Genomic DNA, 13,097 nt, shown 5'->3' with positions numbered 1-13,097 from the left:
CCACCGGGCGGCTCAGGGGTACTGGCGGACCAAGGCCTCTGCCACACAAGCAGGCTTGGCAGCCCCTTCGCGCTCGATCGTGACTTCCCAGCTTTGCTGAACACCCCCGTTATCAATCGGCTCGGCTGACAACAGCTTCAAATGGGCACGCAGCCGGCTGTTTACCGGCACCGGTGACACAAAGCGGACCTTGTTGAGCCCGTAATTGACCCCCATGCGGGCCTCGGTCACCGCCAAGCTGGCCTCCATAAACCGCGGAATCAAAGACAAGGTCAAAAAGCCATGCGCAATCGGGGTGCCAAAGGGCCCTAGCGCCGCGCGCACCGGGTCCACATGGATCCACTGGTGGTCTCCCGTCGCTTGGGCAAACAAATCAATCTGGGACTGGCTAATAGTGAGCCAGTCGCTGACTGCGACCGTGGTGCCGACTTGGGCGGACAACTCCGCCAGTGTGTCAAAGATTTTCATGCGCAAACTCTAGCCAGTGGTGACCGGGGCGCATGTAGCCCGGGTGACAGCGGGTCAGTTACTCAACCAGTCGCAAATCGGCTGCCACTGCTGCAAGTCGCGCTCGACCTTGCCTGGCGCCACGTCAAATCTGGTGAGCCCTCGCGCTGTAGTCTGGATGTAGTTCTGGGTATCGCGCACCGAGCCCAGCACCGGCAAGCCCAAGCCGGTGACAAAGTGTTGGAGCTGCTCGGCAGCCAGTGTCCGCTCGTCGACCCGCATCCCGACAATGCCCACCTTGAATTTGTCGGCGCGCGAGCTGGCAGCCAGCTCATCCAAAAAAGGCTTGGTCGCAAAAATGTCAAAAATACTGGGCTGCAAGGGCACGACCACATGGGTCGCGATCTTCAAAATTTCTTTCAGGCGCTTGCCGTGCAAGCCGGCGGGGGTATCCAGCACCACATGGCTGGTGCCTTTGGGCGGCTTGGCGACGCCATCGTCGCTCAGGGCCCAACCGGCAATCGGCTTGGCCGCGGCCGGGCGCAAACTCAACCAGAGCTGCGAGGATTGCTGACGATCGGCGTCCCCCAGCATGACGGCGTGCCCTTGGGACGCGAAATACCCGGCAATTTGGGTGGACAGCGTGGACTTCCCCACCCCGCCTTTGGGGTTCGCAACAACAACCACGGGCATAAACAAAGTCTCCTGCAAATAACTGCGCTATGTTATCGGCATGGTCAATGAAAACCAACCTTCCCCTATTTACGTGATCGCGGCGCACCCGAACTGGCGCGACTCGCGGGTCAATCGCCAGCTGCACACCGCCGCAACCACCACCGCAGGCGTAAGCGTGTGCGACCTGTATGAAACCTATCCCGATTACGCCATCGAGATACAGGCCGAGCAAGCCAAGCTCGAAGCGGCCCAACTGGTGGTGCTGATGCATCCGGTCCAGTGGTACTCCATGCCTGCACTGCTCAAGCTCTGGGTAGACGAAGTGCTCAGCTATGGCTGGGCGTATGGACAGGGCGCGAGTGCCCTCAAAGGCAAAGACCTTTGGCTGGTGGCCAGCACGGGCGGGGCGGAATCGTCGCACCACCCACAGGGCTACAACCGCTACTTTTTTGACGCCTTCTTGCCCCCCTACGAACAGACCGCGGCGCTGTGCGGCATGCGCTTTCTCCCGCCGATGGTGTTGCATGGCGCCCATAGCGCGCCTGCAGCGTTGGTAGCCGAGCACGTCAGCACCTTCCGTGAGCGGCTGCAGACCTACCCGCACTGGCCGGAGCTAGACGACCTGGCGGACTGTGTCGCCTGCGAAGTGCCGGAGCAGGACCGCCCTGCAGGGGAGCACTGAGATGGAACACGCACCCGCCTGGCTGCTCAACAGCCTGATTTACCTGAGCGCCGCAGTGATCGCGGTCCCGATCTCCAAGGCCATGGGGCTGGGCGCCATCATTGGCTACTTGGCCGCCGGTATCGCCATCGGCCCCTGGGGCGCAGGCCTCGTCACCAATGTGGAAGACATTCTCCACTTTGCCGAATTCGGCGTGGTGCTGATGCTGTTTCTGGTGGGCCTGGAGCTGGAGCCGCGCCGGCTCTGGAGCCTGCGCCGATCCATCTTCGGCTGGGGGGCGATGCAAGTGCTGGGCTGCACCGCGCTTTTGATGCTCGTTGCCATGGCCTGTGGTGTGGGCTGGCGCTTGAGCCTGGTGGGCGCGCTCGGCTTGGCACTGTCGAGCACCGCCATCGCCCTGCAAGTGATGGAAGAGCGCAACCTGCTCCCCACGCCCAGCGGCCAGGCGGCCTTCTCCATTTTGTTGTTTCAGGATGTGGCGGCCATCCCGATCCTGGCGCTACTGCCGTTGCTCGGCGCTGCTTCAGGACAAAACAGCGATCTAGCCCCCGTTGAATATGCGCAAGCAGCTATTAAAATCATAGCGGTTATCGCCAGCATCATCTTGGGTGGGCGCTTGTTGTTGCGCCCTGTTTTTCGCTGGATTGCGCGCTCCAACACGCCAGAGATATTCACCGCAGCCGCCTTGCTGCTGGTGGTCGGCATCTCCGCCCTGATGCTATTGGTCGGCTTGAGCATGGCCTTGGGGGCCTTTCTGGCGGGTGTGCTGCTCGCAGACAGCGAGTACCGGCGCGAGCTGGAGACCGACCTGGAGCCCTTCAAGGGTCTGCTGCTCGGGCTGTTTTTTATTGCAGTGGGCATGAGCATCGACTTTGGCGTTCTGCGCGAATCCCCGGGTGCGATGGCTCTCGTCGTGTTCGGCTTTCTGGCGGTGAAGGGCGCCGTGATCTACACCCTGGCACGCCATATCCAACTTCCATTGGCCGAGCGCCCGGTGTTCACCTTGCTGCTAGCCCAAGGGGGAGAGTTCGCATTTGTCGTGTTTCAGGCCGCGGCCGGAGCCCACGTGTTTCCGGCTGAGACTGCGTCGCTGCTGATTGGCGCGGTCGCTGTTTCCATGCTGCTGAGCCCCTTGGTGCTGGTTGCGGTGGACCGCCTGTTGCTGCCGCGTTTTGCCGGTTCTGGCGGTACGCCCCTTGAGGAAATCGCAGAGCAGCAGGATGCACCTGTCATCATTGCCGGCTTCGGGCGCTACGGGCAAATTGTCGGTCGGGTCATGTTGGCAGAGGGCATCTCCACGACCGTGCTGGACCATGATGCCGAAATGGTAGAAGTCGCCCGCAAGCTGGGCTACCGCGTGTTTTACGGCGATGCAACCCGGCTGGATTTGCTGCGCATCTCAGGCGCGGAGCAGGCGAAAGTACTGGTTGTCGCTGTAGATGATGTGGAGCAATCGCTAGCGGTGGTCGATCTGGTGCGGGCCCATTTCCCCGGGCTGCACATCGTGGCCCGTGCCCGGGACGTCACCCACTGGAACCAGCTGCGCGAACGCGGTGTCACCTTGGTAGAGCGGGAGTTGTTTGAGTCGAGCCTGCGCAGCGCCCGTAGCGTGCTACAGCTGCTAGGGCAACCTGCCCATGTGGCACGCCAGACCGCCATGCGCTTTCGGCACCACAACCTTGCCTTGTTTGAAAAAATGCGCCCTCACTTTAAAGACCGCAGCAAGCTGATTGCCACCATCAAACAAGGCCGCCAGCAACTCGAAGAGCAAATGGCCCAAGAGCGGGCAGACCAGGAAAAACGAGATACCACCCGGTGGGTAGACTAATTCTCACCGTGCTAACCTTGAGCCCATGTTCAATCCATCCCAAGAAGACGTACGTCGATTTTTCTGCTCCACCTACGCCAAAGCCAAGGCGGGTCAATCACTTGAAGCTATCGAAATCATAGCGTCGCAATGGATGGACGAGCACCCCGAGTACCGCGAAGACTTTGCCAACCTGGACACCGCACTGGCCACGGTGTACGAGGCGACCGAAGGGCGCACCAACCCTTTTTTGCACTTGAGCATGCATTTGTCGATCAGCGAGCAGTGCAGCATCGACCAGCCGCGGGGCATCCGGCAGGCGGTGGAGCTGCTGACCCACAAACGGAACTCTTTGCACCAGGCCCACCACGAAACCATGGAGTGCTTGGGCACCATGCTCTGGGAAAGCCAGCGGGCCGGCCGGCCACCCGACGGTAATGCCTATATTGACTGCGTGCAGCGCCACGCCACCAAAGACTGAGCCAGCGCTTTCACGCAACTGTCACGGACCTTGTCACGCCGCTGCCATCATGCGGCGATAGCATGAATCTTCTGTTTTCAGGAGACTCTGTCCATGCAGGAATTTTTCAAGCAACTCAAAATCCAGCGCTGGGATGACCACCGCTATTACCACCACAGCCGCATCAACCAGTCTTTGCACTTGGTCAGCGCGATCAGCTTTGTGGTGGCCTATGCGCTGCTCTTCAAAGACCCCGCCGTAGCGGCTTTGGTCGCCTGGCTGATCTCGATGACGGCACGCCAATCCGGCCACTTTTTCTTTGAACCGCGGGGCTACGACGAAGTCAACAAGGCCACCCACGAATACAAAGAAGAGATCAAAGTCGGCTACAACCTGCAGCGCAAAGTGGTGCTCATGGCCATCTGGGCCGCAGCCCCGGTGATGCTCTGGATCGACCCGACCCTGTTCGGCTACTACGAGGCCACCACCGGCTTTGAAGCATTTGCCCGTCACACCGGCGAACTTTGGCTGGCCGTGGGCGTGGGCGGATTGATTTTCCGCACCGTGCACCTCTTCTTCATCAAGGACGTGATGTCCGGTCTGGTGTGGATGACCAAAATCATCACCGACCCTTTCCACGACATCAAGCTTTACTACAAGGCACCTCTGGCCCTGATGCGCGGCGAACTCATTGAGCCCCGCGGCAATATGGACCACGCACCCACCTGACCGGAACCCGTCGCCAGGTTCCGGCCCTCTGCGGCTCAGAACTTGGCGGCCAGCATCTCCCGCAGGATGCGGCGCTTGATGGCCTTGTGCGTCTGGGCGCCATCGGTCCACCACCAGCCATCCTGCTGCATCGCCTGACCCGCCGCCACAAACCGGCGGGTTACCTCCTCAAAGTCCGGATCGCTGAAATTCAGGCTGAAGATCATGCGACCGGTTCCCACCCAGCTCAAGGCCAGCCCTTGCAAACGCAAATAGTGCTGAAACAACCAGTGGTAGCAGCCGGGCTGCGTGTAGGTCACGGTCCAGATGGTCGACAGGTTGGCCGCACGGACCGGGAAGCCCGCCTTCTCCATGGCATGGTTGAGCTGCGATGCGCGGCGGTTCCAAACACCGTCCAGATCGGTGTAGAGCGCTTGTACCTCGGGTGTTTCGAGCCTGCGCATAAAGGCATTCATGGCGCCCATCACATAGGGGTGCGAATTGAACGTACCGCGGGCAAAGCAAATATCGGCAGGAGCGTCTTCACGGAAGCGGCGCATCCATTCGCGCTTGCCGCACAACACGCCGATGGGCAGCCCGCCGCCCAGTGTCTTGCCGTAGGTCACCATATCGGCACGCACGCCGAAGTATTCCTGAGCGCCACCGGGCGCCAGGCGGAAGCCGACAAACACCTCGTCAAAGATGAGCGCAATACCGCGCTCATCGCAAATCGTGCGCAGAGTTTGCAGCCACGCGGCGTAGGCCGCTTTGTCGAACCCGGCTTTGCGCGAACCGTCCAGCAAGGAGCCGTCGCTCGGCGCCGGCATGTTGGGGTGCAGGGCCTGCAAGGGATTGATCAAGATGCAGGCAATGTCACGGCGCTTGCGCAGCACCCGCAGAGTGCCCTCGCCCATCTCGGACAAGGTGAAGGTGTCTTTGGCCGTCATCGGGTTGCCGATGCCGGGCTGCACATCGCCCCACCAGCCATGGTAAGACCCGCAAAAACGCACGAGCTTCTTGCGGCCGGTGTGGTAGCGGGCCAGGCGCACCGCTTGCATCACCGCTTCGGTGCCGGACATGTGGAAAGACATCTCATCCATGCCCGAGGCTTTGCGCAGGCGCTGCACGTTGTCCACCATGATCGGGTGATATGCGCCCAGCACAGGGCCGAGGTCGCGGGCAATGGCAGCACCCTCGTCAATGCACTCCTTGTAAAAGTCATTGCCCATCAGGTTCACGCCATAGGAACCGGTCAGGTCGATGAACACATTGCCGTCCAGATCGGTCACGGTGACGCCGGAAGACGACTGCAAAAACGAGCCAATCTTCAAGCCCTGCTTAACCATGGACTTGAACTGGTAAGGCACGCGGTAGGCACTGACGAACTGCATGTCCGACAAGCCATCGATCACCGAGGCGCCCGCCTCCAGGGTCTTGGGGTAACGCTGCGCAATGCCTTGTACCAGTGCGGCAAATGCCGCTTTGCGGCGTGCCACCACATCGACTGGCGCGCCGTCTACGGCGAAAACCTGGTGCTCGTCATAGCTGTAGTTGGGCAGCAAAGAAGCCAACAAACGCGCATTACGCGGATGGCCTGCCAGCGAGCGGTGCTTGGCCAGCGACAGCTCGGCGCGCGCCTTCAGTTTGCGCAAAGCCGCTATGGCTGCCGCCGTGCCCACGCCAGCCAGCAGCAGGGTTTGGAGTTCTAGAGATTCATTCACGACATTCACCTTTCAATCCAACTTCACTATCAACAATCACCATGCAACTACGTGCACAGATTCAAAAAATCCTCAGCCAGGAAGACATGAACTTCCTACTGACCAACCGCATTCCGCGCCAGGCGCTCACCCGCTTTCTGGGGTGGTTCAGCAAGATCGAGCAGCCGCTGGTGCGTGATGCCTCTATCGGCATCTGGAAGTTCTTTAGCGACCTGGACTTGAGCGAAGCCAAAAAGCAGCGCTTTTCCAGCATGCATGACTGCTTCACCCGCGAACTCAAAGACGGCGCCCGTCCCGTATCGCAAGATGTGGATGCCATGACCAGCCCGGTCGACGCCATCATTGGCGCGAGCGGCCCCATCGAAGGCACCCGCGTGTTCCAGGCCAAAGGCTTTCCGTACACCCTGGAAGACCTGCTGGGCCCGGACGCCGACGTCAGCGAATGGCGTGACGGTAGCTTTGTGACCTTGCGACTGACATCCAGCATGTACCACCGCTTCCACGCGCCCCACGACTGCACCGTGGACGAAGTGCGCTACTTCTCGGGCGACACCTGGAACGTGAACCCGATTGCCCTCAAGCGGGTGGAAAAACTGTTCTGCAAAAACGAGCGCGCCTTCATCGGCACCCGGCTGAATGGACCCGGCCCATTGCAGGGACAACGGGTGGCGTTGGTTCCGGTGGCTGCAGTGCTGGTAGCCAGCATCCGGCTGCACTTTCTGGATGTGTTGTTTCACCTGAAATACACCGGCCCCAAAAAGATTGCCTGTAACGCGAGCTTCGAGCGCGGGCAGGAAATGGGCTGGTTTCAGCATGGCTCCACCGTGATCGTGCTGGCGCCCAAAGGCTTTGCGCTCGACGCAGGCTTAGAGCAGGGGTCGCGCGTGCGAATGGGCCAGCCGCTCCTTCGCTGGCAGGCCTGAGGCGTTCGCCCTGCTCGCGGGGACGGAAGCAAACGGCCGTCCATGGCGCTCCAGCACCGAGCGCAAAGTGTGCAAAAACGTATCGGCCACCGCATCCCAGCTGCGGTCGGCCACGGCTTTGGCAGCCGCCGCGCGGAAACGTGCGATGCGTTCAGGATCCACCGCCAGTTGCACTGCGGCATTGACGAAAGACACGTCGTCGCCTGTAGGCACCAACACCCCGTTGTTACCGCTTTCAATCAGCTCCAACGCTGCGGCACAGTCGTACGACACCACCGCCAGCCCGCTGGCCAATGCTTCGGGCACCACGTTGCCGTAGGTCTCCGTCATGCTGGGGAACAAAAACAGGTCGGCCGAGGCATAGTGCGCCGCGAGGTCGCCGCCTTTTTGCACACCGGCAAAGGTGGCTTCCGGGCACGCCTCGGTCAGCGCCTTGCGCAGGGGGCCATCGCCCACAAACACCAGCTTCACATCCGGCACACGGGCCTTGATGGCGCGGAACGCGGCCAGCACCAGCCCCACGTTTTTCTCTTTGGCCAAGCGCCCCACCAGCAGGATGACCGGCTCATCGCCCTGCACGCCCCATTGGCGGCGCAGCGCATCCGAGCGGTGTTGCGGGCCGAACTGCTCCAGCGCCACACCACGCGAGAGCAAGGTCACGTTCTCGTAGCCGCGTGCGGTGAGGTCCTGCACGAGGCTGCGGGTGGGCACCATGGTGGCTTGGGTGCGGTTGTGCAGTTTGCGCAGGTAAGACTCGATAGGCGTCTTCAAAAGGCCAATGCCATAGTGCTGCGAATAGCTCTGAAAATTGGTGTGAAACGAGCTGGTGATGGGGAGCTGCAACTTGCGCGCTGCCGCTACCGCGGACCAGCCCAGCGGGCCCTCGGTGACCACATGCACGATGTCGGGCCGGCGCTCCCCCCAGAGTTTGATCAGGCGGCTTTTGGAGGGCATGCCGAATCGCAGCTCACCGTAGGCGGGCAATGGCACGCCTTTGGATAGCACTTCGTCCAGGCCCTCGTGCTGCAAGGTGGTCTGCTCGCGCGATTGGCGCGGTCGCACCACTTGCACCGAATGGCCCTTTTGCAGCATGCCGTTGACGAGCCACCCCAGCGTCATGGCCACGCCATTGACTTCAGGGGGGAAGGTTTCTGTCACGACGGCAATCCGCAAACTGGAGAGCTGCGGAGCGAAGGACTCGATGAGGAGGTCGTCGGAGGTTTTCACACACCCGAGACTAGGTACCCCACATAACAACTTGATGATGCTTTTTTGACAGTTTGGCGTCGCTCACGCCACCCGCAGTGGCCACCATTGCCCGCGGTAGAGCCCACACACCAGCGCCATCCCCACAACCACCATGACGCCAAAGCCCCATATCAAGGTGTGCAAAGGCAGGTTGAGCGCCGTGACACCGGCGTAGACCATCAGCATGACCAACATGCCTGCGTTTTCATTAAAACCCTGCACCGCAATCGAGCGCCCCGCTGTGAGCAAGGTGTAACCCCGATGCTGCAGCAGCGCATTCATGGGGACCACAAAAAAACCCGCCATGGCACCCACCACAATCATCAGCACCGCGGCGGCATAAATCGACTGCACCCACAACATCATCGGTATCACGACACCCAGTAACAGCCCTAGTGGTAGCAGATGGACAGCACGCTCCAGCACCACAAATCGGCTCGCAGCCATGGCCCCGACCACGACACCCAGAGCGGTTACCCCCTGCAGGTAGGCCGCTTGATCCAACGGCAGGCCAAACGCCTCGTGCGCCCAACGCAACACCACGAGTTGCAGCGTCGCGCCTACCCCCCACAACAAGGTGGTAACCGCCATGGACATGCCCCCGACCTTGTCGCGCCAGAGCACCAGGTTTTCGCGCCAAAACCGCAACACCAACGTACGCGGGTGAATCGAATGGGCGTCGTAGCGGGCACCGCTATCGGGGATCCAGAGGCACACCACCATCGCAATACTGTTCAACAGCAGCAAGACCCACATGCCACCCGCATAAGCACTGCCCTCAGCGGGCTGCCAGGTCAGCAATAAAGGGCTGATCAAGAGCCCCCCCAGAACCGTGCCCAAGATAACGGCACACACCGTGGCCCCTTCAAAAAATCCATTCGCCCGCACCAATGCTGCAGGCGGCAGCAACTCGGTCATCAACCCGTATTTCGCCGGCGCGTAGAGCGCGGCGCCCCACCCTGCAACTGCAATGGCCAGCAGAGGGTCCACCCCCTGCAGCAATAGCAACATGGCAATCACCTTGAATGCGTTGGATAACACCATCACCCGCCCCTTGCGGAATGCATCTGACGCGGGCCCCACAAACGGCGCCAACACCACATAGAACACGGTGAAGCCGATTTTGAGCATCGGTATCCGCCAATCCGCCTCTGCCAACTCCATCACCCGGGCGATCGCCACAATCAAGAACGCGTTGTCCGCAAGCGTGGAGAGAAATTGAACACCCAACAACAAGTAGAACGCTCGGGGCATGGGGCGACTGGAGTTCGGCATAGCGTTGCGGAAAGTAAAGCTGCGCATGCTGCCCGTGGGTTATGAAGCCTGCGTGACACGCCCTCGTGACGCAGCCGTGTCATGGATTTGCCGCAATCCGTCCCTAGCATGCTGCGAAACTTGCTACCGGAGCCTGCCGTGCGACACCGACTTGCCCACTGGGCCACCCATGCGTTGATTGGCTGCGCGTATCTCAGCGTTCCGGTGGCTCCGGCCGTGGCCAGCCTGGTGTTTTGGCGGCGGCGATACCTGCTCCGCTACCGGACCACCATGCGCAAAACGCTGACCCATATTCAGGCGCTGCGGCAAGGCCCTGCACTACATTACTTCCGGGACGTGGCCGGCCAGGTGAAACAAGTGCCGGAGCACATTGAAGGTGAATGCGTGCAGTGCGGCAACTGCTGCATGAACCACCAGTGCATGTTTCTGGAGCCTGCAGGCGCAGAAAAATTCCAGTGCGGCATTTACCACTCCCCGCTGCGCCGTTGGTCCAACTGCGGCTCGTTTCCGCTCCACGGCCATGACATTGCCCGATACCAATGCCCCAGCTACTACGTCGCGGGCGGGCAAGGCAAGCCTGTCATCCCGATCCACCCGGTACGGGTTTAACGCGCCCCCAAACAAAAAGCCGCTGAAACAGCGGCTTTGAGGTGAGGGAGGTAGTGACGATTACTTGAATCGGTTTTGCGGCACCACTTGCAAATCGGAGGGCAAGGAGCCCACGTAATTCGCCAGCTCTTTGAGTTCAGCGTTGCTGAACTGCTTGGCGATACCACCCATGATGGCGTTGCCACGACCGATGTTGGCGTTACCTTCGACTTTGTAAGCCTTGAGCGCAACAAACAGGTAGTCGCTGTGCTGGCCGGCAATTTTGGGGTAAGTCGGGTCGATAGGCTTGCTCAAAGACTCGCCGTGGCAGGAAGCGCAGTTGCCTTTGGTCAGCAGTGCGTTGACCTTTTCAGAGGCTGCCGGCGCTTTGCCCAATGCAGGGGTACCGGCCACCACACCGCTGGCTTCGTAATAAGCCGCCAAGTCAGCAATGTCTTGGTCGGTCAAGGAGGCAGCGATACCTTTCATGGAGGGGTGCTTGCGCTCGCCTTTCTTATAGGCATTCAACGAGGCCGCAATGTACTGGCCAGTTTGCCCGGAAATCTTGGGGACCTTGTGGATTTCAGGGAAGCTGGACTGGTAACCCACGATGCCATGGCAGCCAATACACATGGCGTTCTTTTTGGCTCCCGCCTTCACATCACCCTGCACACCCTCAGCATGAGCAGCGAAAACGGTCACAGAAGCGACAAGCGCGGCGGACAGCGACAAGAGAAGTTTGTTCATTTTGCGATGACAATCACAGAGTGATGACGTGGTGGTTTTGTGAAACCATTATATCGAGAAGGCCCTCCGTAGAACCCCTATGTTTGATCGCTATCAAGCAGCAACACAGACGCTTTTGCTATGAAATTCACCGGTACCTCCAACTACGTTGCCACCCAGGACCTGATGCTGTCGGTCAACGCCGCCATCACCCTGCAGCGCCCTTTGCTCGTCAAGGGCGAGCCAGGCACCGGCAAAACCATGCTGGCCGAAGAGGTGTCTGACGCCCTGGGCATGCCCTTGCTGCAGTGGCACATCAAGTCCACCACCAAGGCCCAGCAGGGCCTGTACGAGTACGATGCCGTGAGCCGCCTGCGCGACTCGCAGCTCTCGGATGTGGATGGCGGTGAGCGCGTCAAAGACATCAACAACTACATCATCAAGGGCGTGCTGTGGCAGGCCTTCACCGCCGACCAGCCCGTGGCGCTGCTGATTGACGAAATCGACAAGGCCGACATCGAATTCCCCAACGACCTGTTGCGCGAGATCGACCGCATGGAGTTTTACTGCTACGAAACACGCCAGCTCATCAAGGCCAAGCACCGGCCGCTGGTGTTCATCACCTCTAACAACGAGAAAGAGCTACCCGACGCCTTTTTGCGCCGCTGCTTCTTTCACTACATCAAGTTCCCAGATGCGGCCACCATGCAGAGTATTGTGGATGTGCACTTCCCCGGCCTGAAAAAAGAGCTGGTCAGCGCCGCCATGAAAACCTTCTTCGAGGTGCGCAACCTGCCGGGCCTCAAGAAGAAGCCATCCACCAGCGAACTGCTGGACTGGCTCAAGCTGCTGCTGGCCGAAGACATTCCGGCCGAAGCCCTGCAAAGCAAGGACGACAAAATGGCCGTGCCCCCGCTGGTGGGTGCACTGCTGAAAAACGAACAAGACGTCACGTTGTTTGAAAAGCTGATGTTCATGCAACGCCACAACCGCTGAGCTAGACCCGATGAAAAATAATCCGTTGATTGAAGGCCTATCCGACGCCATAGGCTTTGTGGGTGGTGCACTGCTAGGCTTCTGGTTGGGCCGCTTGTTAGGACTTGATGTATTCGCACAGGGCTACGGAGCCGCCAGCATCGGCGGCATTGTGCTGGTGGGTGTGGGCGGGGGACTGGGCCTTCAGGCTGCGCGCCGCTGGCGCAATCGCAACCAGGACAAGGCAGACTAAGCCCATGGCATTCGTCGAACCCGTCACCCTGAGTGCCCGCGGCATCACTTTGCTGCCACTGGCGCTAGAGCATGAAGCGGGCTTGCGCCTTGCCGCGGCCGACGGCGAGCTCTGGAATATCCGCGTGACCTCGGTCCCCGAGCCGGAAAACACCCGCAAATACATCGAAGACGCGCTCGCCATGCGCGAGGCTGGCAACCGCTTTGCCTTCGCCGTCACAGAAACGGCCACCGGCAAGGTGCTGGGCTGCAGCAGCTACCACGATATCGTGCCGGCAGTGAAGCGCGTGGAAATCGGCTGGACCTGGTACGCCAAAAGCAGCCAGCGCAGCCACGTCAACACCACCGCCAAGCTGCTGTTGCTGACCCACGCTTTCGAGACGCTGGGCTGCCATGTGGTGGGCTGGCGCACCGACAACTTCAATTTCGCGTCCCAAGCCGCTATTGAGCGCTTGGGCGCCAGACGAGACGGCGTGATCCGTGGCCACGCCCTGCGCCGCGACGGCACCATCCGCGACACCGTGATGTACAGCCTGCGCAGCGGCGAGTGGCCTGAAGTGAAGGCACAGCTCTTGTACCTGTTGGACAAACCGCGCACCTGAGGGCACCC

General features: G+C 60.6%; 15 protein-coding genes. 9 read left to right on the top strand and 6 right to left on the bottom strand.

The window, feature by feature from the left end; all coding sequences use genetic code 11:
* Positions 1-12: 12 nt before the first annotated feature.
* Complete coding sequence (locus RAE19_RS12395) at positions 13-468, bottom strand: MaoC family dehydratase (RefSeq protein ID WP_313875175.1); 456 nt, start codon at positions 466-468, stop codon at positions 13-15.
* Positions 469-522: 54 nt separating this feature from the next.
* Complete coding sequence (locus RAE19_RS12390; protein WP_313875174.1) at positions 523-1,140, bottom strand: ParA family protein; 618 nt, start codon at positions 1,138-1,140, stop codon at positions 523-525.
* 40 nt (positions 1,141-1,180) lie between these two features.
* Between RAE19_RS12390 and RAE19_RS12385 the strand changes: the two genes are divergently transcribed.
* The 4 genes from RAE19_RS12385 to RAE19_RS12370 all read left to right on the top strand — a co-directional run bounded on the left by RAE19_RS12385 (position 1,181) and on the right by RAE19_RS12370 (position 4,800).
* Positions 1,181-1,804, top strand: a complete 624-nt coding sequence (locus RAE19_RS12385; protein ID WP_313875173.1) for an NAD(P)H-dependent oxidoreductase — start codon at positions 1,181-1,183, stop codon at positions 1,802-1,804.
* A gap of 1 nt (position 1,805) precedes the next feature.
* Entirely contained in the window at positions 1,806-3,632 is a 1,827-nt protein-coding gene (gene kefC / locus RAE19_RS12380; RefSeq protein ID WP_313875172.1) for a glutathione-regulated potassium-efflux system protein KefC, read from the top strand.
* A 25-nt stretch (positions 3,633-3,657) separates the two neighbouring features.
* Entirely contained in the window at positions 3,658-4,092 is a 435-nt protein-coding gene (locus RAE19_RS12375; protein WP_313875171.1) for a DUF1841 family protein, read from the top strand.
* Between the two features lie 93 nt (positions 4,093-4,185).
* Positions 4,186-4,800 carry a hypothetical protein gene (locus RAE19_RS12370; RefSeq protein WP_313875170.1) on the top strand — a complete coding sequence of 205 codons (615 nt, stop codon included), beginning with the start codon at positions 4,186-4,188 and terminating at the stop codon, positions 4,798-4,800.
* Positions 4,801-4,835: 35 nt separating this feature from the next.
* On the opposite strand, the gene RAE19_RS12365 is transcribed toward RAE19_RS12370, so the two are convergent.
* The gene (locus tag RAE19_RS12365; protein WP_313875169.1) at positions 4,836-6,500 is read right to left on the bottom strand and encodes an aminotransferase class III-fold pyridoxal phosphate-dependent enzyme; all 1,665 of its coding nucleotides are present in this window, start codon (positions 6,498-6,500) and stop codon (positions 4,836-4,838) included.
* A gap of 41 nt (positions 6,501-6,541) precedes the next feature.
* Here RAE19_RS12365 and asd point away from each other — a divergent pair, with 41 nt between their 5' ends.
* On the top strand, positions 6,542-7,423 hold the full coding sequence (asd, locus tag RAE19_RS12360; protein ID WP_313875168.1) for an archaetidylserine decarboxylase: 882 nt from the start codon (positions 6,542-6,544) through the stop codon (positions 7,421-7,423).
* Here asd and RAE19_RS12355 read toward each other — a convergent pair.
* Positions 7,367-8,650: a glycosyltransferase family 4 protein gene (locus RAE19_RS12355; RefSeq protein ID WP_313875167.1), complete on the bottom strand. Its 1,284-nt coding sequence runs from the start codon at positions 8,648-8,650 to the stop codon at positions 7,367-7,369. The genes asd and RAE19_RS12355 overlap by 57 nt on opposite strands.
* Before the next feature lie 63 nt (positions 8,651-8,713).
* Entirely contained in the window at positions 8,714-9,946 is a 1,233-nt protein-coding gene (gene lplT, locus RAE19_RS12350) for a lysophospholipid transporter LplT (protein ID WP_313875166.1), read from the bottom strand.
* Between the two features lie 138 nt (positions 9,947-10,084).
* On the opposite strand from lplT, the gene RAE19_RS12345 reads away from it, so the two are divergent.
* Complete coding sequence (locus RAE19_RS12345) at positions 10,085-10,555, top strand: hypothetical protein (protein WP_313875165.1); 471 nt, start codon at positions 10,085-10,087, stop codon at positions 10,553-10,555.
* A 60-nt stretch (positions 10,556-10,615) separates the two neighbouring features.
* On the opposite strand, the gene RAE19_RS12340 is transcribed toward RAE19_RS12345, so the two are convergent.
* On the bottom strand, positions 10,616-11,281 hold the full coding sequence (locus RAE19_RS12340) for a c-type cytochrome (protein WP_313875164.1): 666 nt from the start codon (positions 11,279-11,281) through the stop codon (positions 10,616-10,618).
* Between the two features lie 120 nt (positions 11,282-11,401).
* On the opposite strand from RAE19_RS12340, the gene RAE19_RS12335 reads away from it, so the two are divergent.
* The 3 genes from RAE19_RS12335 to RAE19_RS12325 are packed head-to-tail and all read left to right on the top strand — an operon-like array spanning position 11,402 to position 13,089.
* Positions 11,402-12,256 (top strand): AAA family ATPase, encoded by an 855-nt coding sequence (locus RAE19_RS12335; protein ID WP_313875163.1) that lies wholly within the window; start codon positions 11,402-11,404, stop codon positions 12,254-12,256.
* Positions 12,257-12,266: 10 nt separating this feature from the next.
* Complete coding sequence (locus RAE19_RS12330) at positions 12,267-12,488, top strand: hypothetical protein (protein ID WP_313875162.1); 222 nt, start codon at positions 12,267-12,269, stop codon at positions 12,486-12,488.
* Positions 12,489-12,492: 4 nt separating this feature from the next.
* Positions 12,493-13,089 carry a GNAT family N-acetyltransferase gene (locus tag RAE19_RS12325; RefSeq protein WP_313875161.1) on the top strand — a complete coding sequence of 199 codons (597 nt, stop codon included), beginning with the start codon at positions 12,493-12,495 and terminating at the stop codon, positions 13,087-13,089.
* Positions 13,090-13,097 lie beyond the last annotated feature (8 nt).

This window comes from Rhodoferax potami (genome assembly GCF_032193805.1).
GTDB lineage: Bacteria > Pseudomonadota > Gammaproteobacteria > Burkholderiales > Burkholderiaceae_C > Allorhodoferax > Allorhodoferax potami_A.
The sequence above is the reverse complement of the archived record's forward strand: the minus strand, read 5'-3'. Positions and strand labels throughout refer to the sequence as shown.

What these genes read in the sequence shown, in the direction of transcription:
- RAE19_RS12375 (WP_313875171.1), top strand. Translation starts at nt 3,658, where the DNA reads ATGTTCAATCCATCCCAAGAAGACGTACGTCGATTTTTCTGCTCCACC.
- lplT (WP_313875166.1), bottom strand. Translation starts at nt 9,946, where the DNA reads ATGCCGAACTCCAGTCGCCCCATGCCCCGAGCGTTCTACTTGTTGTTG.
- kefC (WP_313875172.1), top strand. Translation starts at nt 1,806, where the DNA reads ATGGAACACGCACCCGCCTGGCTGCTCAACAGCCTGATTTACCTGAGC.
- RAE19_RS12325 (WP_313875161.1), top strand. Translation starts at nt 12,493, where the DNA reads ATGGCATTCGTCGAACCCGTCACCCTGAGTGCCCGCGGCATCACTTTG.
- RAE19_RS12330 (WP_313875162.1), top strand. Translation starts at nt 12,267, where the DNA reads ATGAAAAATAATCCGTTGATTGAAGGCCTATCCGACGCCATAGGCTTT.
- RAE19_RS12385 (WP_313875173.1), top strand. Translation starts at nt 1,181, where the DNA reads ATGGTCAATGAAAACCAACCTTCCCCTATTTACGTGATCGCGGCGCAC.
- RAE19_RS12395 (WP_313875175.1), bottom strand. Translation starts at nt 468, where the DNA reads ATGAAAATCTTTGACACACTGGCGGAGTTGTCCGCCCAAGTCGGCACC.
- RAE19_RS12335 (WP_313875163.1), top strand. Translation starts at nt 11,402, where the DNA reads ATGAAATTCACCGGTACCTCCAACTACGTTGCCACCCAGGACCTGATG.
- asd (WP_313875168.1), top strand. Translation starts at nt 6,542, where the DNA reads ATGCAACTACGTGCACAGATTCAAAAAATCCTCAGCCAGGAAGACATG.
- RAE19_RS12340 (WP_313875164.1), bottom strand. Translation starts at nt 11,281, where the DNA reads ATGAACAAACTTCTCTTGTCGCTGTCCGCCGCGCTTGTCGCTTCTGTG.
- RAE19_RS12390 (WP_313875174.1), bottom strand. Translation starts at nt 1,140, where the DNA reads ATGCCCGTGGTTGTTGTTGCGAACCCCAAAGGCGGGGTGGGGAAGTCC.
- RAE19_RS12370 (WP_313875170.1), top strand. Translation starts at nt 4,186, where the DNA reads ATGCAGGAATTTTTCAAGCAACTCAAAATCCAGCGCTGGGATGACCAC.